The 20,885-nt window shown below is 65.8% G+C and carries 15 protein-coding genes; 1 reads left to right on the forward strand and 14 read right to left on the reverse strand.

Going from position 1 to position 20,885, the window contains the following annotated elements:
- Positions 1–195 precede the first annotated feature (195 nt).
- From gltB to EBS_RS12325, 9 genes are all read right to left on the reverse strand, one after another.
- A complete protein-coding gene (gene gltB, locus EBS_RS12285) occupies positions 196–4,821 on the reverse strand; it encodes a glutamate synthase large subunit (RefSeq protein WP_043108936.1) in 4,626 nt (1,541 codons plus the stop codon).
- 373 nt (positions 4,822–5,194) lie between these two features.
- On the reverse strand, positions 5,195–6,841 hold the full coding sequence (locus EBS_RS12290; protein ID WP_043108937.1) for an SPOR domain-containing protein: 1,647 nt from the start codon (positions 6,839–6,841) through the stop codon (positions 5,195–5,197).
- Entirely contained in the window at positions 6,834–7,925 is a 1,092-nt protein-coding gene (gene aroB / locus EBS_RS12295) for a 3-dehydroquinate synthase (protein ID WP_043108938.1), read from the reverse strand. Before aroB ends, EBS_RS12290 begins: the two co-directional genes overlap by 8 nt.
- A 38-nt stretch (positions 7,926–7,963) precedes the next feature.
- A complete protein-coding gene (aroK, locus tag EBS_RS12300; RefSeq protein ID WP_043108939.1) occupies positions 7,964–8,476 on the reverse strand; it encodes a shikimate kinase AroK in 513 nt (170 codons plus the stop codon).
- A 73-nt stretch (positions 8,477–8,549) separates the two neighbouring features.
- Positions 8,550–10,655 (reverse strand): type IV pilus secretin PilQ, encoded by a 2,106-nt coding sequence (gene pilQ / locus EBS_RS12305; protein ID WP_052199580.1) that lies wholly within the window; start codon positions 10,653–10,655, stop codon positions 8,550–8,552.
- Positions 10,656–10,668: 13 nt separating this feature from the next.
- Complete coding sequence (locus tag EBS_RS12310; RefSeq protein ID WP_043108941.1) at positions 10,669–11,187, reverse strand: pilus assembly protein PilP; 519 nt, start codon at positions 11,185–11,187, stop codon at positions 10,669–10,671.
- Positions 11,187–11,795, reverse strand: a complete 609-nt coding sequence (locus EBS_RS12315) for a type IV pilus inner membrane component PilO (RefSeq protein ID WP_043108942.1) — start codon at positions 11,793–11,795, stop codon at positions 11,187–11,189. Before EBS_RS12315 ends, EBS_RS12310 begins: the two co-directional genes overlap by 1 nt.
- Positions 11,699–12,352: a PilN domain-containing protein gene (locus EBS_RS12320; protein WP_070104741.1), complete on the reverse strand. Its 654-nt coding sequence runs from the start codon at positions 12,350–12,352 to the stop codon at positions 11,699–11,701. Before EBS_RS12320 ends, EBS_RS12315 begins: the two co-directional genes overlap by 97 nt.
- Complete coding sequence (locus EBS_RS12325; RefSeq protein WP_148307762.1) at positions 12,352–13,428, reverse strand: pilus assembly protein PilM; 1,077 nt, start codon at positions 13,426–13,428, stop codon at positions 12,352–12,354. The genes EBS_RS12320 and EBS_RS12325 overlap by 1 nt, the downstream gene beginning before the upstream one ends.
- A gap of 261 nt (positions 13,429–13,689) precedes the next feature.
- On the opposite strand from EBS_RS12325, the gene EBS_RS12330 reads away from it, so the two are divergent.
- Entirely contained in the window at positions 13,690–16,101 is a 2,412-nt protein-coding gene (locus tag EBS_RS12330; protein ID WP_148307763.1) for a penicillin-binding protein 1A, read from the forward strand.
- 26 nt (positions 16,102–16,127) lie between these two features.
- Here the strand turns inward: EBS_RS12330 and EBS_RS12335 are convergent, their stop codons facing one another.
- The 5 genes from EBS_RS12335 to EBS_RS13225 form a co-directional block, all read right to left on the reverse strand.
- Complete coding sequence (locus EBS_RS12335; RefSeq protein ID WP_043108944.1) at positions 16,128–17,429, reverse strand: citrate synthase; 1,302 nt, start codon at positions 17,427–17,429, stop codon at positions 16,128–16,130.
- A gap of 102 nt (positions 17,430–17,531) precedes the next feature.
- Positions 17,532–18,470 carry a malate dehydrogenase gene (gene mdh / locus EBS_RS12340; RefSeq protein ID WP_043108945.1) on the reverse strand — a complete coding sequence of 313 codons (939 nt, stop codon included), beginning with the start codon at positions 18,468–18,470 and terminating at the stop codon, positions 17,532–17,534.
- Positions 18,471–18,686: 216 nt separating this feature from the next.
- Entirely contained in the window at positions 18,687–19,961 is a 1,275-nt protein-coding gene (locus EBS_RS12345; RefSeq protein ID WP_052199581.1) for a malic enzyme-like NAD(P)-binding protein, read from the reverse strand.
- 123 nt (positions 19,962–20,084) lie between these two features.
- Positions 20,085–20,288 (reverse strand): 50S ribosomal protein L31, encoded by a 204-nt coding sequence (gene rpmE, locus EBS_RS12350; RefSeq protein ID WP_043108946.1) that lies wholly within the window; start codon positions 20,286–20,288, stop codon positions 20,085–20,087.
- 147 nt (positions 20,289–20,435) lie between these two features.
- Entirely contained in the window at positions 20,436–20,810 is a 375-nt protein-coding gene (locus EBS_RS13225) for a DUF3135 domain-containing protein (RefSeq protein WP_052199582.1), read from the reverse strand.
- Between the last annotated feature and the right edge of the window lie 75 nt (positions 20,811–20,885).

A 20,885-nucleotide genomic window follows, 5' to 3' on the forward strand; every position in this document is an offset into this window, starting at 1 on the left:
TTTTCACCACAGAGGACACAGAGACTTTTCCGTCGACGTATTTGTGTCCCGCTCGAATCACCAGCCCATGCCTCCATGGGCATATTCCCTGGTTGTTTCGATGCATCGATGGTCAAGCTGTCGCCCGTACCATCGAAGACCGAAGTGCGAGTAAAAACTCTGTGCCCTCTGTGTCCTCTGTGGTTAATCCATCAATCAAGCCGCCGACTGGCGCTGCTGTTCCTGCATCTCGCGGAGTGCGCGGCGGTATTCCACCGGCATCACCTTGATGAACTTCGACAGGCTGTTCTCCCAGTCGTCGAGGATGCGCCTGGCCACTGCCGAGCCGGTATACGCAAGGTGATCCTCGATGAGCTGGCGCAGCCGAATGGCGTCGAAGCGGGTCATGTCGTGCGAGACGTCCACCCGACCGTGAGTCTCGAGGTCGCCACCCTGATGGCCCAGCGCTTCGAGCGCATCGTCTTCCTCGGACACGGGCTCGAGCTCGACCTGCGCCAGATTGCAGCGGGTCTCGAAGTCTCCGGCCTCGTCGAACACGTAGGCGATGCCGCCGGACATGCCGGCCGCGAAGTTGCGCCCGGTCGGGCCCAGCACCACCACGATGCCGCCGGTCATGTATTCACAGCAGTGATCACCGGCACCTTCGACCACCGCGGTGGCCCCGGAGTTGCGTACCGCGAAGCGCTCGCCGGCCACGCCGCGGAAATAACACTCCCCGCTGATGGCGCCGAACAGCACGGTGTTGCCGACGATGATGTTGTCCTCGGCACGCTCGATGCCGCACTCCTCGGGCGGAGCGATGATCAGCTTGCCGCCGGACAGGCCCTTGCCGACATAGTCGTTGCCCTCGCCGGCGAGACGGATGGTCACCCCGTGCGCCAGCCAGGCGCCGAAGGACTGGCCGGCGGTGCCGCGCGCGTTGATGACGATGGTGTCATCCGGCAGGCCGGCATGGCCATAGCGCTCGGCCAGCCGACCCGAGAGCATGGCACCGAAGGTGCGGTTGGTGTTCTCGATGTCGATGTCGATCTCGACGCGCTTGCCCTCCTCGAGCGCCGGCCTCGCCAGTTCGATGAGGCGATTGTCCAGCGCCGCGGCCAGACCGTGGTCCTGCTCCTCGGAACAGTAGTAGGTGTCACCCTCGGCCAGCTCCGGCTTGCGCAGCAGGCGGCTGTAGTCGAGGCCGCGTGCCTTCCAATGGTCGATGCAGCGGCGCATGTCCAGGCGATCCATCTGGCCGACCATCTCGTTGAAGGTGCGGAAGCCCAGCTTCGACATCAGCTGGCGCACCTCCTCGGCGACGAAGAAGAAGTAGTTGATGACGTGCTCCGGCTTGCCGCTGAAGCGCTTGCGCAGCTCCGGATCCTGCGTGGCCACGCCCACCGGACAGGTGTTGAGGTGACACTTGCGCATCATGATGCAGCCTTCGGCGATCAGCGGCGCGGTGGCAAAGCCGATCTCGTCGGCGCCGAGCAGGGCGGCGATCACCACGTCGCGCCCGGTGCGCATGCCGCCATCGGCCTGCACCACGATGCGCGAACGCAGGCGGTTGAGCACCAGGGTCTGCTGGGTCTCGGCCAGGCCGATCTCCCAGGGGCTGCCCGCGTGCTTGATGGAGGTGAGCGGGCTGGCGCCGGTACCGCCGTCGTAACCGGCGATGGTGACGTGATCGGCATGCGCCTTGGACACACCGGCCGCCACGGTACCCACGCCCACCTCGGAGACCAGCTTGACGCTGATCCGCGCCTTCGGGTTGACGTTCTTCAGGTCGTGGATCAGCTGTGCCAGGTCCTCGATGGAGTAGATGTCGTGGTGCGGCGGCGGCGAGATCAGGCCAACGCCGGGGGTGGAATGACGCACCCGCGCGATCTGCTGGTTGACCTTGTGGCCAGGCAGCTGACCGCCCTCGCCGGGCTTGGCACCCTGCGCCATCTTGATCTGGATGTCGTCGGCATTCACCAGGTACTCGGTGGTCACCCCGAAACGGCCCGAGGCGACCTGCTTGATGGCCGAACGCTCAGGGTTGGGGGAGCCGTCGGGCAACGGATTGAAGCGCTCGGGCTCCTCGCCGCCCTCGCCGGTATTGGACTTGCCGCCGATGGCATTCATGGCGCGCGCCAGCGTGGAGTGCGCCTCGTAGGAAATGGAACCGAAGGACATGGCCCCGGTGGCGAAGCGCTTTACGATCTCGGAAGCGGGTTCGACCTCGTCGAGCGGCACCGGCTCGTCGGCGAACTTGAACTCCATCAGGCCGCGCAGGGTGAGCAGACGCTCGTTCTGCTCGTTGACCAGGCGCGAGTACTCCTCGTAGGTACGGGCGTCGCCCGCGCGCACTGCGTGTTGCAGCTTGGCGATGGTCTCGGGCGTCCAGACGTGGTCCTCGCCGCGGATGCGGAAGGCGTAATCGCCACCCACATCGAGATGTCGGCGGTAGATCAGCGCATTGCCATAGGCGTTACGATGCCAGCGCACGGCCTCGGCGGCCACTTCGGACAGGCCAATGCCCTCGATGGTGGTCGCCGTGCCCGTGAAGTACTTGTCCACGAACTCGCTGGACAGGCCCACCGCGTCGAAGATCTGCGCGCCGCAGTACGACTGGTAGGTGGAGATGCCCATCTTGGACATCACCTTGAACAGGCCCTTGCCCACCGCCTTGATGTAGCGCGCGCAGGCCTCTTCGGGGTTGGGCGCGCCGTCGATCCCGGGCAACACCGCGTGGATGGTCTCGAAGGCCAAGTAGGGGTTGATCGCCTCGGCACCGTAACCGGCCAGGGTGGCGAAATGGTGGACCTCCAGCGCGGCGCCGGTCTCGACCACCAGGCCGGATTCGGTGCGCAGGCCCTGCTCAATCAGGTAATGATGCACCGCCGAGGTAGCCAGCAGCGCCGGGATGGCGATGTGGTCGGCGTCCACCGCGCGGTCGGACAGGATCAGGATGTTGTGGCCGCCTCTGACGGCCTTTTCGGCGGCGCGGCACAAGGCGGTGAGCGCCTTCTCCATGCCCTGCTCGCCCTGTTCGGCCGGATAGGTGATGTCCAGGGTGCAGGTACGGAAGGCCCCCTTGGTGGTGTCCTCGAGGTTGCGGATACGCTCCAGGTCCACGTTGGTGAGCACCGGCTGGCGGCACTCCAGGCGCATGCTCTCGCCACCGGAGGTCTGGTCCAGCAGGTTGGGCCGCGGGCCGACCAGCGACACCAGTGACATCACGATCTCTTCGCGGATCGGGTCGATCGGCGGGTTGGTGACCTGCGCGAACAGCTGTTTGAAATAGTGCGACAAGTGCTTGGGCTTGCTCGACAGCACCGCGGGCGGATTGTCCGCACCCATCGACCCCACCGCCTCCATGCCGGTCATGAACATGGGGGTGAGCAGGAACTTGATGTCTTCCTGGGTGTAGCCGAAGGCCTGCTGGCGGTCGAGCAGGGTGTCCTCGTCGGGGGGCATCACGCCGACGGCCTCGGGCAGCTCGTCGACCCGAATCTGGGTTCGCTGCAGCCACTCGCGATAGGGACGCGCGGCGGCCAGCTCGGCCTTGATCTCGGCGTCGTCGATGATGCGGCCCTGCTCCATGTCGATCAGCAGCATCTTGCCCGGTTGCAGGCGCCACTTCTTGACAATCTTCTCCTCGGGAATGGGCAGCACGCCCATCTCCGAGCCCATGACCACCAGATCGTCGTCGGTGATGAGGTAGCGCGCCGGACGCAGGCCGTTACGGTCGAGGGTGGCGCCGATCTGGCGACCATCGGTGAAGGCCACCGCCGCCGGGCCGTCCCAGGGCTCCATCAGCGCTGCGTGGTACTCGTAGAAGTCGCGCCGCGCCGGGTCCATCTGCGGGTTGCCCGACCAGGCCTCGGGGATCAGCATCATCATGGCGTGCGCCATGGAATAGCCGCCCATCACCAGCAACTCCAGCGCATTGTCGAAACAGGCGGTGTCCGACTGCCCTTCGGGGATCAGGGGCCAGATCTTGTCCAGGTCGTCACCCAGAATGTCCGAGGCCATGGAGTGCCGGCGCGCGGCCATCCAGTTGACGTTGCCGCGCACGGTATTGATCTCGCCGTTGTGCGCGATCATGCGGAAGGGATGGGCCAGGTCCCAGGTGGGGAAGGTGTTGGTCGAGAACCGCTGGTGCACCAGCGCCAGCGCCGAGACCATGCGCTCGTCGTTCAGATCCTGGTAGTACTCGCCCACCTGGCCGGCCAGCAGCATGCCCTTGTAGACCAGGGTGCGCGAGGAGAAGGAGGTGAAATAGAAGGCGTCGCCGCCCTCGAGATTCAGCGCGCACACCCGGTTCTCGATCTGCTTGCGGATCACGAACAGCTTGCGCTCGAAGGCATCCTGGTCGCCGCAGTTGTCGCCGCGGCCCACGAACACCTGGCGGATCACCGGCTCGGTGGGCAGCACGCTGTAGCCCAGGCCGCTGTTGTCCACCGGCACCTCACGCCAGCCCAGCAGGCGCTGACCCTCGGCGGCGATGTACTCCTCGACGATCTGCTCGGCGCGCGCGCGCGAGGCGTCCTCGCGGGGCAGGAACAGCATGCCCACCGCGTACTCGCCCTCGGGCGGCAGCTCGAAGTCCACCACCGCGCGGAAGAAGGCGTCGGGGATCTGCATCAACAGGCCGGCACCATCGCCGGCGCGCGGGTCGGCACCCACCGCGCCGCGGTGATGCAGCCGTTCCAGCAGGATGGTCAGACCCTGGCGGATGATCTCGTGGCTCTTCTTGCCCTTGATGTGCGCGACAAAGCCGACACCGCAGGCATCGTGTTCGTTTGCAGGGTCATACAAGCCCTGTTGTGGCGGCAGGGTGCTGTAACTCATCGCCAACCTCTATCGTTGCATGCTGACAGCGGGCCGCCTCTGTCGGCGACCCGGGCGGAATCCTTGTCCGGGAAGGACGGACTGGCCGACCGGACTGGCCGGCGGCACGGGCGGACTGGCCCGCGAACCCGCTAGGATAATCGATTCCTTATATTGGGACCAGCCCCCCCAGAGACCTTCCTTCGGCCCGGGGCGGACCTCCTGCCGATCATCGAGGAATCCCTTGGGAACCTCTGAACAAGTCTGGGCCGAAGAGATTGGCGTCAGAACGTGTCAGTTCAAAGCGCGAATCGCACGTAATAGCCCGCTATTGCGAAGATTCACAACGCAGAAATAGCGCATTCTGGCGTCAAGATCCCGGTTCACGACTTGTTCAGAGGTTCCCTTGCATCTGTTTGCGGATCGAGGCGAAGGTGCGCGGCCAGACACCACCACGGGCAATGGCGGCAGGCAGGTGCGAGCGCGCGGCCACCGCGGCATCACGGGAGGGATAGCTGCCGGCGACCAGCGAATACCAGGGGCGACCATCGAGTTCGCGCTCGAACACCGCATAGGGCGGTGCGATGTGATGCCGCCGCAGGAAGGCATCGATGGAGGCGCGTTCGCGCGAGCCCACCAGTTGCAGGGTCCAATGGCCTGGCGGCTGGGCCAGCAGCCAGGCCCGTCCCTTTTGCGGGGACTTGCGGGATTCGTGCGCTGGAGAAGCCTTCGATTTGCCGCCAGCCGCTGCTGGCGGCTTCGCGGCGCGGGATGCGGGCCGGGGCGGCGGCGGGACAACTGGCTGCACCGCCGGCGCCGTTGTATCCGTCGTGGTTTGCGCCGCCTTGGCGGCCAGGTCGTCCCCCGGGGGGGGCTCGGCACGGGCAGGTGATGTCGTCGGCGGGGGGTCAGTCTTCGACGGCTCCCCCGCCCCGTTGGAAGCACGGGTGCCGGGCGTGGCCTGCTCGGCGGCACTCGCCGTCAACTGCGGGATCGCGGTCGCCTCGCCCGGTGGCTGCGCCGCGGCTCGGATGGCCTCGTCGATGATGGCATCGAGCACGGGATCACTTTCCGCCGGCCCGGCCTCCGGTGCATCGTTGGCGGCCGGGGTTTCGGGTGCCTTGGCGGTGACGACCGGTTCGGGGACCCCAGCCTGGTCACCGGCCACGGCAGCCGGCGCCGTTGCGGCAGCGGGAGTCCCCGCTTGCGCGCCATCGCCAGGCGGCTCGTCATCGATCTGCCGGTTGGCTGGCAGCACGGCCGCTTCCCCGCGGGTTTCTTCTCGCGATGCGGTCGGGCCCGGCAACGATTCGCCCCCGGGCTCGAACCAGGCATTGATGCGCTCCTGATAGATCCAGGCCAGACCGAGCAGCAGCAGGGCAGCCAACCCGCCCAGGATCCACGGCCAGGGCCGGCCGCGACGCGCGGTCACGGTGGCCCCGCCCGCCGGCCCCGACAGGCCGTCCAGGGCATCGAGCAGGGGGCCGGGTTGCCCCCCCGCGGCGCGGTGCAGAGCGCGAACCACCGAGTCCTCGAGGGTCGTGCCTGCCCGCTCCTGGAGAAAGGCCCGGGTCTCGTCCTCGCTGAAGGGGGGCAGATCAACGAACTGGATCTCCCAGTCGCTGGCCGATTGTGCCAGCTCGCCCGAGCCCGCCAGCAGCAGGTGCACACCGACGCTGGCAAGATCGAGCAGGTCGGCGATGTCACCCAGCCCCAGGGCCTGGGCATCGTCCACCAGAAGCAACAGCGGACGGTCGTCCTGCCGATCCGTGACAACCGCCGGCCAGCCGGCATCCACGGCATCGAGCCCCAGCGCCTCGGCGAGCTGGTCACGTAGTGCGAAGGCGCCACCGGCAACCAGCGGCACCACCTGGTACTCCGTTACCAGGCGCTTTCCCAGCTCGGTCAGGAAGCGGGTCTTGCCGGCCCCGGCCGGGGCACGCAGGTAGGGTGTCGCTTCGGCATTGGCGACCAGGTGCACGAGCAACTGCATACGCTCGCGCCGCAGAGGGGTGTCGAAATAGTCGCCGACCTCAGTCATGGGCGAAGGAGGCCAGGGTGGCGTCGAGCACTTCCGGCGGGAAATCAGCAGAGACCAGGGCTCCCCCTATGCCCTTGAGCAGGATCAGGCGCAACTTTCCGCCGAGCACCTTCTTGTCCACCGCCATCAACTCGCGGAAGCGGTCCGGCCCCAGGGCGTCGGGGGGCCGATTCGGCAGGCCTGCCTGTTCGAGCACGCGGTCGACGCGCTCGCGGTCGTGCTCGTCCAGCCAACCGAGGCGGCGCGACATCTCGGCGGCCATGGCCATGCCAGCGCCGACCGCCTCGCCATGCAGCCACTCGCCATAGCCCATGCCGGTCTCGATGGCGTGCCCGAAGGTATGGCCCAGGTTGAGCAGGGCGCGCTGCCCGGCCTCGCGCTCGTCGGCGGCGACGATCACCGCCTTGTCGGCACAGGAGCGTTCGATGGCCTCAGCGAGCAGCGCCTTGTCGCGCGCCATGAGCGCCGGCAGGTTTCGCTCGAGCCAGGCGAAGAAATCGGCATCGTTGATCAGCCCGTACTTGATGACCTCGGCCATGCCGGCGGACAGCTCGCGGTCGGGCAGGGTATCGAGCGTCGCGGTATCGGCGATCACCGCGCGCGGCTGGTGGAAGGCGCCGATCATGTTCTTGCCCAGCGGGTGATTGACGCCGGTCTTGCCGCCGACCGATGAATCGACCTGCGAGAGCAAGGTGGTGGGTACCTGGATGAAGTCCACGCCGCGCTGGTAGGTGGCCGCGGCGAAGCCGGTCATGTCGCCCACCACGCCGCCACCGAGGGCGACCAGGGTGCAGCTGCGGTCGAACCGGGCCTCGAGCAGGGCGGTATAGATGCGATCGAGGATATCGAGGTTCTTGTACTGCTCGCCGTCGGGCAGGATGACCGTGGCCGTCTGGAAACCTGCGAGCGCCGGCATCAGGCGCTCCAGGTAGAAGGGCGCAACCGTCTCGTTGCTGACCACCATGACCTGGCGCCCACGAACATGGGGCGCCAGGTAGCGCGGATCGCCGATCAGGCCCTCACCGATATGGATGGGGTAGGCGCGCTCGCCCAGATCGACTTGCAGGTTGCGTACGGCCGACATGCTCGTCAAGGCTCTCCTCGGTGAAGCCACCTGGCGGCTCAGGTCACCAGATCGATGATCTCACGGGCGACCGCCCCCGCCGAACGGCCCTCGGTGGACACCGTATAGTCGGCGGTCTCCCGGTACAGGGGTTCGCGTTCGGCCATCAGTTCGCGCAAGCGACCCAGCGGATCCTCGGTCTGGATCAGGGGGCGCTTGCGATCACGATAGGTACGGTCGTACTGCTGTTCGGGCGAGCAGGCCAGATAGACCACGATGCCCCGCGCCGACAGGCGGTCGCGGTTGGCGGGCCGCAGCACTGCGCCGCCACCCGTGGCCAGCACCTGCTGGTCGATACGGGTGAGATCATCGATCACCCGTTGTTCGCGGTCGCGAAAACCTTCCTCGCCCTCGTATTCGAAGATGGTCGGGATATCCACGCCGGTACGGCGCTGGATCTCCTGATCGGTGTCCACGAAGTTCAGACCGAGCTGCGAGGCCAGGGTCTTGCCAACGGTGGTCTTGCCCGCCCCCATGGGGCCGATGAGAAAGATACGGTTCGGTTTTGCCATCCGACAGATATGCCAGAAACGGGCCGCGCAGGCAAGCGGCAAGCCGCCTGCCCGGCCCATCGAAAGGTGGGAATCAACGCAATGAAAGCGTGTCCTTGAGAATGCGCGGGGTGACAAAGATCAGCAGTTCGTTGTTCTGATCCTTCACCTGCTCCTGCTTGAAAGCCCAACCCACGTAGGGCAGGTCGCCGAAGAAGGGCACCCGGCCGATGTTGCGCGACTTGGTACGTTCGAACACGCCGCCGAGTACCACGGTCTCGCCGTTGTCGACCAGCACCGAGGTCTCCAGGGCCCGGGTGTCCACCGGCGGTACGCCCAGTACCGAGCGGGTGAAGTCCGGGTTGTCCTTGTTGACCTTGAGATCCATGATCACCCGGTCGTCCGGGGTAATGTGCGGGGTGACCTCGAGCTGCAACACGGCTTCCTTGAACGCCACGGCGGTCGCGCCGCTGGAAGTCGCCTGCTGGTAAGGGATCTCGACACCCTGCTTGATGACTGCCTTGTTCTGATCGGAGGTGATCACCCGCGGGCTGGAGATGATCTCACCCTTGCCCTCCTGCTGCATGGCGTTGAGCTCCAGGCGCAACAGGTGCGAACCGATCTTGCCCAGCACGAAGTTGATGGCGCCGCCGCTGCCCGCCGCCAGGGTCTGCGGCAGATTGACCAGCAGGTTCTCGTTGGTTCCGCCGGTCGAAATGATCGGCGTCCCTGTGATCGCCGTGGCGTCCAGGTCGCCCGCCAGGCCACCGCCAATCACCAGGGTGTTGTCGGTGGTACTGAGTTGGTTACGTCCGCTCAGGCCCAGCTTGACCCCCAGGTCCTTGGCGAAGTCGTTGTTGGCGATGACGATACGCGACTCGATCAACACCTGGCGCACCGGCACGTCGAGGTTGCCGATGAGCTCGCGGATCTCGCTGATCTTGGCCGCGGTGTCCTGCACCAGCAGCGAGTTGGTGCGCTCGTCGATGGTGACGTTGCCCCGCTCGGAGAGCAGCTTGTTTTCCTTGGACTTGAGCAGTGCGGCCAGGTCGGCGGCCTTGGCGTAGTTGATCTGGATGAGCTCGGAGCGCAGGGGAGCGAGCTCCTCGATCTGCTTCTGCGATTCGAGTTCCAGCTTCTCGCGCGCCGCGATCTCCTCGGTGGGTGCGACCAGGATGACGTTGTCGTTGCGGCGCATGGACAAACCCTTGGTCTTGAGGATGATGTCCATGGCCTGGTCCCAGGGCACGTTCTTCAGGCGCAGGGTGATACGACCGCCGACGCTGTCGCTGACCACCATGTTCAGGCCGGTGAAGTCGGCCAGCAGTTGCAGCACCGAACGCACCTCGATGTCCTGGAAGTTGAGCGACAGGCGCTCTCCCTCGTACACCTTGTGGCGCGCGCGACGCTCCTCGACCTCGGCCCGGGTCAACGCGCGGAACTCGACCGTGTAGGTGTCTTCAGCCTGGTAGGCCAGGTGTTCGAACTCACCCTGGGTGGCAATCACCAGCCGGGTGTTCTTGCCCTGCGGGCGGGCCACCACCTCGGTGACCGGGGTGGCGAAATCCCTCACGTCGAACACCCGGGCCAGTTCGGCCGGCAGGCGGGTACCCAGCAGGTCGAGCACGATCTTCTGGCCCTCCTGGCGCATGTCCACCACGATGGAGGGGTCGCTCAGCTTGATCTGGACCTTGCCCTCGCCCTCGGGGCCGCGTCGGAAATCGATGTTGAGAACCTGGGCGCCCCCGGCGGCCCTGGCTTGGCCGGCTGCGCTCGCAGTACCGTGATCCGTGGCCTTCATGGTGGCCACACCGCCGGAACCGCCGATATCGACCAGCAGGCGGTTGCCCTCGGAACGGATCTGGTGCGGTACCGACTCGACCAGGTTGACCACCACCCGGGTGCGATCGGCGGCCTCGATGGCAGCCACACTGCGTGCGACTCCGACGCCGATGGGCATCACCTTGCGCTTGAGCAGACTCCTGGTATTGGGCAGGTCGATGGCGATGCGCGCCGGGTTGTCGGTGGCAAAGGAAGGCGGTGCGGCAATGGGCTCGGCCAGGGTCATGACCACCTGGACCCGATTGCCCGGCAGGGTCACGAAACTGATGTCGCGGAGCTCGTTGGCCCAGAGTGCGCCCGACCAGCCTGCCAAGACGATGGTCAGCATACGACGTGTCTGTTGCGTGATGGATGGCATGAAACTCTCCTGATTACCCGCCTTCGACGACGAGGCTGACCGCAGCCTCGCGCTCCTGATATCCGGAACCGCTCTTTATCAGTTCCACCAGCTTTATCTTGTCTTCCGTGATCTCGACGATACGACCGTAGTTCTTGGCCATGTGATTGCCCGTGGTCACCCGGTGGATGGTTCCGTCGCTGGTCTTGACCAGTGCCCAGGTACGCCCCTCCTTTTCGAGGGTGCCCACCATGCGCAGACTGTCGAGCGGATAGGCCTCCAGCTCTTCCTTGCGCCGATTGAAGTCGGGGCGAATGCCGCTGTCGGCCACCGCCTCGGCCTCTTCCTCGGGATTGGTGTCCGGGGTGAAGGGGTCACGACGATCACCCGCGACGTAGAGATAGGTCTCGACCTCGGCCGGTTGCGGCGGCGGACTGATGCCGCTCGGCGGCCGCGCCTTGACCTCGGCCACATAGGCCTCGAGATCGGACAAGTCCCGGTTCGTGCAACCGGCGAGCAGACCTACCGAGATGAAAATTGCCAGCCAGCGCATCAACTGCCCTCCTCTTCATCCAGGTAGCGGTAGGTCTTGGCGGTGGCCTCGAGGATCAGCGGCTGCTTGCCCGGCTCTCCCTTCTTGTTGCCCGCACGGCGGATACTGAAGTTGTGCAAGGTCACGATGCGCGGCAGGGACACCAGGCCGCTGACGAAATCGCCAAACTCGTGATAACGGCCGCGCACCCGCAGCTTGATCGGCAGCTCGGCGTAGAACTCCTTGGGGATCTCGTTTTGCGGCTGGAACAACTCGAATTCGAGGCCGGCCGCCAACCCGGTCTGCGAGACATCGACCAGCAGGCCGGCAACCTCGGTCTTGTTGGGCAACTGGCGCAGCATGGCACCGAAGGATTCCTGCATCTCGGCCAGCTGGGCCTTGTAGGCATCCAGGTTGACGGCCTTGGCCTGCTTGATCTCGAACTGCTGGCGCAGTTCCTGCTCGGTCTGCTTGTGCCGGTCGAGTTGCAGGTACTGGTCCTCGATGTCGAAGAAATACCAGCCGAACGCGATCAGCGCACACAGCAGCAGGATCGTGATCGCCTTGACCAGGAGCGGCCACTCGCCGATGTTGCTGAAATCCAGTTCGTTGAGCTCGTCGAGCGTGATGACTTGTCGCCCTCCGCCTTGGGCACCACCTGCTGCATGGTCAGCGAGAATTCCGCCGCGCCCTGCTTACCGCCCTTCTGCTGAATGATGCGCAGCACCGGCTTGTCCAGCCAGGGGCTGGCCTCGATGTTGCGCATGTAGGCCGAGATCCGGGCATTGGATTCGGCCTTGCCCTGCACCGTGATGATCTTGCCGCGCTGCACCACGGAATCGAGATAGACGCCGTCGGGCAGCGTCGTGACCAGCTCGTCGAACAGGTGGACCACCAGCGGGCGCTGGCTCTGCAGACTGGCCACCACCTTCATGCGGGCGATCAGCTGCTTGCGGGTCTTCTCGAGATCACGGATCTCCCGGATCTGCTTGTTGACCCGGGCGATCTCCTGGCGCAGGTAGTTGTTGCGCTGTTCCTGGTATTCGATCAGCCCCTCGTTGTAACGATGCCAGAAGAACAGGCCGGCAGCGGTGACCAGGACGGCCAGCAATACGGCCATGCCGAACTCGCGCTTGCGCTGGGCCCGCAGTTTCTCGCGCCAGGGGAGCAGGTTGATATTCGCCATCAGTCGAAGCTCCTCAGGGCAAGGCCACAGGCGATCATCATCGCGGGGGCATCGTTACTGAGGGCCTGCGGCTTGACCCGGGGGCCCACCGACATGTTGGCCAGGGGATTGGCAATCATGGTCTCTATGCCCAGTCGTTCCTGCACCAGGTCCTCGATGCCGGCCACCGAGGCACAGCCACCTGCCAGCACGATCAGGTCCACGGCATTGTGGTTGCTGGCCGAATAGAAGAACTGGATGGAACGATTGACCTGCTGCACCATGGCCTCGCGGAAGGGTTCGAGTACCTCCGGGATGTAGTTGTCGGGCAGGCCGCCCTGGCGCTTGGCCATGCCAGCTTCTTCCATCGACAGGCCGTAGCGGCGCTGGATCTCCTCGGTGAGCTGACGTCCACCGAAGTTCTGTTCACGGGTGTAGATGACGCGATTGTCGTAGAGCACATCGAGGGTGGTCGTGGTGGCGCCGATGTCCGCCACCGCCACCACCAGGTCTTCGCCACCGTTGGGCCACTGGTCGGCGAGCTGGCCGCAGGCCCGCTCCATGGCATAGGCCTCGACGTCCACCACTTCGCAGATCAGCCCGGCCAGGTCCAGCGCCTCGACCCGGGCATCGACGTTCTCGCTGCGCGAGGCGGCCAGCAGCACATCGACCATCTCGGGGCTCTTCTCCGAGGGCCCGAGGATCTGGAAGTCGATGTTCACTTCCTCGAGCGGGTAGGGGATGTGCTGATCGGCCTCGAGTTCGATCTGGGTCTCCATCTCGCGCTCGGACATGGAGGCCGGCAGGGTGATGACCTTGGTGATGACCGCCGAACCGGAAACCGCGACCGCCGCATGCCGGGTGCGAGTGCCGGCCCGCTTGAGCGTCTTGCGGATGGTTTCGCCCACGGCCTCGACATCCGCGATGTTCTTTTCCACCACGGCGGAGGGGGGTAGCGGCTCCACGGCATAGCTCTCGACGCGGTAACGCACACCTCCACGCCCGCTGTGCTGACTGAGTTCCAGCAACTTGACGGCCGTGGAGCTGATATCCAGCCCCAGCATGAGAGGCTTCTTTCTGGAGAACAGTCCCATCAGTAGTTGTTCCAGCGTCCTTTGGATGACCCGCCGGGCCTATGTGGGCCAGTGTAGCGGCTCTTCGGAGGATTTTCTTTAAAAATTTGGCTTAAGCTTAAGTATATAGCTTAAAGCCAGTTTTTTGTGAAATGGTGCCGGCTTTTCACTTTCAGCAACCAACGTTGCGCTTGTCTCCCGCTCACGACAACGCCTGGCAACGAGGCAATGTTAATATACCGCCCCCATCCTGCCCGGCTTTCATCCTGATCTGTGACCAAACGCATGTCCTGGCTGAAGAAACTGCTCAAGTACGGCCTTGTCCTGTCGCTCGTCGGTGCCATTACCGGCGCGATCGCCGTGTTCGCGGCCTACCGCTATATCGAGCCGGACCTTCCGGACATCGAGGCACTGCGCGAGGTCAGGCTGCAGGTGCCGCTGCGCGTGTACAGCGCCGACGGCCAGCTGATTGCCGAGTTCGGCGAGAAGCGACGCACCCCGGTGCGCTACGAGCAACTGCCCACGCGGCTGGTGCAGGCGATCACCGCCGCCGAGGACGCTGCCTTCTTCAGCCACCCTGGCGTGGATCCACGCGGCCTGCTGCGCGCCGGCATCAAGCTGATCCTCACCGGCAAGCGCGCCCAGGGCGGCAGTACCATCACCATGCAGGTGGCGCGCAACTTCTACCTGTCGCGCAAGAAGACCTATCTGCGCAAGCTCTACGAGATCTTCCTCGCCCTGCGTATCGAGCAGGAGCTGAGCAAGGAAGAGATTCTCGAGCTGTATCTCAACAAGATCTATCTCGGCCACCGCGCCTACGGGGTGGCCGCCGCCGCCCAGGTGTACTACGGCAAGCACCTCGACGAGCTGACCCTGCCCGAGATCGCCATGATCGCCGGACTGCCCAAGGCTCCCTCGGCCTACAACCCGTTGTCCAACCCACCGCGTGCACTGACCCGCCGCAACTATGTACTCGGCCGCATGCGCGAACTGGGCTACATCACCGAGCAGGAATACACCGAAGCGGTGAACGCACCGATCACCGCCCGGCGCTATGCCCCGGACATCCAGGTCGAGACTCCCTACGTGGCCGAACTGGTCCGCGCACGCATGGTCGAGCGCTTCGGCGATGCCGCCTACACCAGCGGCATCGAAGTCCACACCACCCTGTCCGCCAAGGCCCAGGCCGCCGCCAACCGCGCCCTGCGGCGCGCCCTGCACGCCTATACCGAACGCCACGGCTACCGTGGCCCGCTGGCGCACGTCGATGCGGTTCCCGATGAACCCGAGGCACGCGATGTCCTGCTCGCCGAGCAGCCGCATGTCGGCGAGGCCCGGCCGGCACTGGTGGTGGCCGTGGAGAAGCGCCACGCCGCCCTGTACCTGGAAGGCGGCGAGGAGATCGAACTGCCCTGGCAGGGCATGGACTGGGCACGCCGCAAGCTCGGGAAACAGCGCCTCGGCAAGCCCCCGCGCAAGGCGGCCGAGGTCGTTACAGCCGGTGACATCGTGCTGGTGCGCCCGGCGCGCGACCGCAAGGGCAAGCCCTACTGGCGCCTGACCCAGTTCCCCAAGGTCTCCGGCGCACTGATCTCGCTGCGTGCCCGTGATGGCGCCATGCTCGCCCTGGTCGGCGGCTACGACTACTACCGCAGCAAGTTCAATCGCGTCACCCAGGCGAAGCGACAGCCCGGCTCCGGCTTCAAGCCCTTCATCTATTCAGCGGCACTGGAGAAGGGCTTCACCCCGGCAACGCTCATCAACGACGCCCCGGTGGTGTTCGACGACCCGGCCCTGGAGGGTGCCTGGCGACCCGAGAACTACTCCGGAAAGTTCTTCGGACCGACCCGCCTGCGCTGGGCACTGACCAAGTCCCGCAACCTGGTCTCCATCCGCATCCTGCGCAGCATCGGCGTGGACTATGCCCTGCGTTACAGCCGCCGCTTCGGCTTCGACCCCGACCGACTGCCGCACAACCTGTCGCTGGCCCTGGGCAGCGCCAGCGTAACCCCGTTGCAGATGGCGCGCGGCTACGCGGTGCTGGCCAATGGCGGCTTCCTGGTGCAGCCCTACCTGGTGGCGCGCATCGTGCGCAACGGCGAGACGGTGTTCGAGGCACAGCCGCTCGAGGCCTGCCCCGACTGCCCCTACAAGGAGCTGCCCGAACCACTCGACGGCGAGGGCCTGGACCATGCCCCGCGCACCATCACCCCGCAGAACCGTTACCTGATGTACTCCATGATGCAGGACGTGATCCGGCAGGGCACGGCCGTGCGCGCGCGGGTGCTGGGCCGCGAGGACATCGCCGGCAAGACCGGCACCACCAACGACCAGCGTGATGCCTGGTTCAACGGCTACAACCAGTCGATCGTGGCCAATGTCTGGGTCGGTTTCGATGACAATCGCAAGCTCGGTCGCGGCGAGGTAGGCGGCCGCGCGGCCCTGCCGGCCTGGATCGACTACATGCGTGAGGTACTGGCCAACACCCCGGACCGGTCACCCGAGATGCCCGAGGACATGGTGGTGGTACGCATCGACCCCAAGACCGGGCAGCGCGCCCCGGCAGACACGCCGGATGCCATCTTCGAAACCTTCCGCAAGGGCAACGAACCGGAGGAAGCCTCGGCAGACGGCCCGCTAGTGCCGGGAGGCGCCGGCGACCCGGCGGGCAACACCCAGCCACTGGACCTGTTCTGATTCCGGGTCGTGCCGCGACGACTAGCTCAGTCGCGGCGCTCCTCCAGCGGCACGTAGTCGCGCCGGTCCGCGCCGACGTAGAGTTGGCGGGGTCGGCCGATGCGGTGCTTGGGATCGTCCCACATCTCCATCCAGTGACTCACCCAGCCGGCGGTGCGCGCGATGGCGAACATCACGGTGAACATGCTCTCGGGGATGCCCAGCGCGCGGTAGATGATGCCGGAGTAGAAATCCACGTTGGGATACAGGCCGCGCTCCAGGAAGTACTCGTCGTGCAGGGCGCGCTCTTCCAGGCGCCGCGCCAGTTCGAACAGCGGGTTGTTGCTGTCGGCCAGTTTCTCGAGTACCTGCAGGCAGACCTCGCGGATGATTCGCGCGCGAGGATCGTAGTTCTTGTACACCCGGTGGCCGAAGCCCATCAGACGGAAGGGGTCGTCCTTGTCCTTGGCCTTGTCGAGGTACTTGTCGATCTGGCTGGCGTCGCCGATCTCCTCGAGCATGCGCAGCACCGCCTCGTTGGCTCCGCCGTGCGCCGGCCCCCACAGCGAGGCCACACCCGCGGCGATGCAGGCAAAGGGGTTGGCGCCGGAGCTGCCGACCAGGCGTACCGACGAGGTGGAGGCATTCTGCTCGTGATCGGCATGCAGGATGAACAGCAGATCCAGCGCACGCTCGGCCAGCGGGTCCACGCAATAGGCCTCGCAGGGCCGGCCAAACATCATCTGCAGGAAGTTGCCGACATAGCTCAGATCGTTGCGCGGATACATCACCCGCTCACCGACGTTGTGCTTGTAGGCCGCCGCCGCGATGGTCGGCATCTTCGCCACCAGCCGGTGCGCCGCCAGCTCGCGGTGCTGCGGGTCGTTCATGTCGATCGAGTCGTGATAGAAACCGGACAGTGAACCGACCACGCCCACCATCATGGCCATGGGATGGGCGTCGTAGTGGAAGCCCTCGAAGAACCGTAGCAGCGACTCGTTGATCATGGTGTGGTGGGTGATCTTGCAGACATAGTCGTCGAGCTGCTCGCGGGTCGGCAGCTCGCCGTACATCAGCAGGTAGGACACCTCGAGAAAGGTCGATTCCGCCGCCAGCTGCTCGATGGGATAGCCGCGATAACGCAGGATGCCCTTGTCACCGTCGATGTAGGTGATGGCGCTGCTGCAACTGGCGGTGGACAGAAAGCCGGGATCGTAGGTGAACACACCGGCATCACGGTACAGACCAGCGATGTCCACCGCGTCCGGACCCACCGTGCCGGAATGTACCGCCAGCTCGATCTTGTCCTCGCGATCGCTGAAACTCAGCCAGGCTTTCTTGTCGGCCATCTCGATCCTCCACGGTTCTTTCCGGACGGCGAAGCCTATCACAGTCCCCCGTCCCCTTCCGGGCGCCCCACCCGGCAACAAAAGCGGTAAAAGGCGTGCTCCTCAGCCACCCGGCAACGGCGGCAGGCGCTCGATGTCGGCGCGCACCCCGGCGGCCGAGGCAGCAAAGGCCGCCTGCTCCTGCGCATTCAGGCCCAGGTCCACGATATAGGTCAGTCCGCTGCGATCGAGCACGCAGGGCACTCCCATGGCGATGTCGCGCTCGCCGTACTCGCCTTCCAGAATGGCCACGCAGGGCAGCAGCCGCCGGCGGTTTCGGGCGATGGCATCGACCATCTCGGCCACGGCTGCGCCGGGCGCGTCGTAGGCGCTGGAGATCTTGCGCAGGGAAAGGATCTCGGCACCGCCGTCACGGGTGCGCTGCACGATCTCCTCGAGCCGGTCCTCTTCGAGGAAATGACTCACCGGGACACCGTTGACGGTACAGAAACGTGCCACCGGCACCATGGCATCACCATGGCCGCCGAGCACGATGGTGGTGATGTCGCGCACCGAGAAACCCGTCTCCATGGCAATGAAAGCGGCCATGCGCGAGGCATCCAGTACGCCCGCCTGGCCCAGTACCCGCGCGCGCGGCCAGCCGGTGCGCGTCCAGGCACGCCAGGTGAGCACGTCCACCGGGTTGGTGACCATGATGATGACCGCCTCGGGCGCGTACCGCAGCACATCATCGACGATGCCGTCGATGACCTTGACGTTGACCTCCAGCACGTCCGAGCGTGACATGCCCGGCTTGCGCGGCACCCCGGCGGTGATCACCACCAGGTCGGCGCCGGCCATCGCGGCCGGATCGTTGCTGCCGGTCACCCGGGTATCGAAACGGAACAGGGGCGCGGTCTGCGCGATGTCCAGCGCCACCCCCTGGGGCGCGTCCTCGCGGATGTCGATCAGCACCACTTCGCGGCAGGTCTCCTGCTCGGCGAGGATCTGCGCGGTGGTCTCGCCCACGCGTCCTGCACCCACGATGGCAACCTTCTGCATGCTGACCTCCTGCTCTTCAGACCGGCGCGACGCGCCATTTCCTTCAAATCTAGCAGGCAGTCGACAGGGCGGGATGAGATTCTTCAATGCATATCCCGGCGCGGGGACACATCGACCGCGAGGTCACGAAGCCGAAAGTTCGCGGCGGGGACGCCGCTCCTGCTGGCAGAAGGCCCGTCCTCGGGCCGAACCTTCCGCCGCGGCCACAAGCAGCGGTTATAACGCCGGGTAATACGCCGGCCAGTCGCCGCGCGCCACGCCGGTTTCGATGGCGGCACGCGCCACGGCCGGCGGGACCACCTCGCGCAGGCGCGGATCGAAGGGCTTGGGCAGGATGTAGTCAGGGCCGAACGCCAGGGAATCCAGGTCGTAGGCGTCGAGCACCGCCTGCGGCACCGGCTCGTGGGTCAGCTCGCGCAGGGCCTGGGCGGCGGCAATCTGCATGGCCTCGTTGATGCGGCTGGCGCGCACATCCAGCGCTCCACGGAAGATGAAGGGGAAGCCCAGCACATTGTTGACCTGGTTCGGGTAATCGGACCGCCCGGTGGCCATCACCAGGTCGTCGCGCACCTCGCGCGCGATCTCGGGGCGGATCTCCGGCACCGGGTTGGAGAGAGCGAACACCACCGGGCGTTCGGCCATGGAGGCGAGCATGCCGCGGGTGACCAGGTCGGGGCCAGAGACCCCGATAAACACGTCCGCCCCTTCCATGGCGTCTTCCAGGGTGCGGCGGTCGGTCTCGGCAGCGACGCCGAACTTGTAGGGATTGAGATCCTCGCGCCCGGTGTGGATCACGCCCTTGCGATCGACCACCAGGATATTGTTGCGGTGCGCGCCCATGGCGATCAGCAGGCGTACCGCAGCGATGCCGGCCGCACCCGCGCCGAGCACCACCATGCGCGCTTCGCCCAGGGACTTGCCCTGCAGTTCCAGTGCATTGAGCAGGCCGGCGGCGATGATGATGGCGGTGCCGTGCTGATCGTCGTGAAACACCGGGATGTCGAGCTGCTCGATGAGCGCCTGCTCGATCTCGAAGCAGTGCGGAGCGGCGATGTCCTCGAGGTTGATGCCGCCGAAGGTCGGCGCGATGCGGCGCACCGTGTCGATGAATTCCTGCGGGGTCTCGGCCTGGACCTCGATGTCGAACACGTCGATGTCGGCGAAGTGCTTGAACAGCACCCCCTTGCCCTCCATCACCGGCTTGCCGGCCAGGGCGCCAACCCGGCCCAGGCCCAGCACCGCGGTGCCGTCGGTGATCACGGCCACCAGGTTGCCCTTGGCGGTATAGCGATAGGCATCCTCGGGATTCTCGGCGATGCGGCGCACCGGCTCGGCCACCCCCGGGGTGTAGGCCAGCGAAAGATCGCGCGCGGTCTCGGCCGGCTTGGTCACCTCGACCGAAATCTTCCCCGGGCGGGGTTCGGCGTGATAGGTCAGCGCGGCCTGGTTGATCTCGAAATCGGCGTCTTGCGGATCGGCGGAGTGGGTCATGAGCGGGCTCCCGCAACAAAGTAAGAGGTCTGGAGAAGGCTCAGAATAGCAAAAGGCGCCGCGAGGGCGCCCTTGGCTTTATCAATGCTGCGCGCCCACCGGCAGTGGCCGGCAGGTATCGGTTCAGCGGCCGAAACGCTTCTTGAACTTGTCCACGCGGCCGGCCGTGTCCATGATCTTCTGCTGGCCCGTGTAGAAGGGGTGGCAGGCCGAACACACTTCCACGTGCAGCTCGTCCTTCTCATACGTCGAGCGCGTGCCGAAGGCGTTGCCGCAGCTGCAGGTCACCTTCACATCGTGATAATCGGGATGGATGTCCGCTTTCATTTCCGTCTCCGGCCACTCGGCCAAAACTCTGTTGCTGGGGTGTTGCCGACAGCGCCACCAAACCGGCAGGCTGGGCGAAAGGCCGCGTAATCTACTACAGTGATCGATCCCTTGCAAGGGCCTCACGCCCCGAAAGCAGGGCCGGGTTCAGTAGCGCGCCCCGCGCTGCTCGGCGACGCGCGCGAACGAAAGCACCTCGGCGCGCCGACCGCCGTCCACCTCTCGGCCCTGCAGCAGGCCACTCAGGCCATCGAGCCGGTCGCGCAAGCCTCCACGACCGAGCAGGCTGTCCCACATCATGCGCGAAAGACGCAGGCAGGCGGCCATGGGAGTGCGTGCCAGCCGGCGCTCCTGGTCGATACGCCATTGCAGGCGGCGCAGGCGGGCCTGGTGTTCATCGGGGACACTCTCGATATAGGCTTCGATGGCCGCCAGGCGCAGTTTCTCGAAGGCCGCCGGGTCTTTCTCGGCCAGCGCGACCCACTCGGCGAAGTCCTTCCCCGCGATATCTGTCGTTTTCATCCCGCTCACCCTCAAGTCTTGCCCCGGGCGGCCGATACATGGCGGTTCTGCCCGATCTCAGAGGTAAAGCTAGCA

Origin of the sequence: endosymbiont of unidentified scaly snail isolate Monju (genome assembly GCF_000801295.1) — a bacterium.
In the GTDB taxonomy this organism is placed as follows: Bacteria; Pseudomonadota; Gammaproteobacteria; order Chromatiales; family Chromatiaceae; genus MONJU.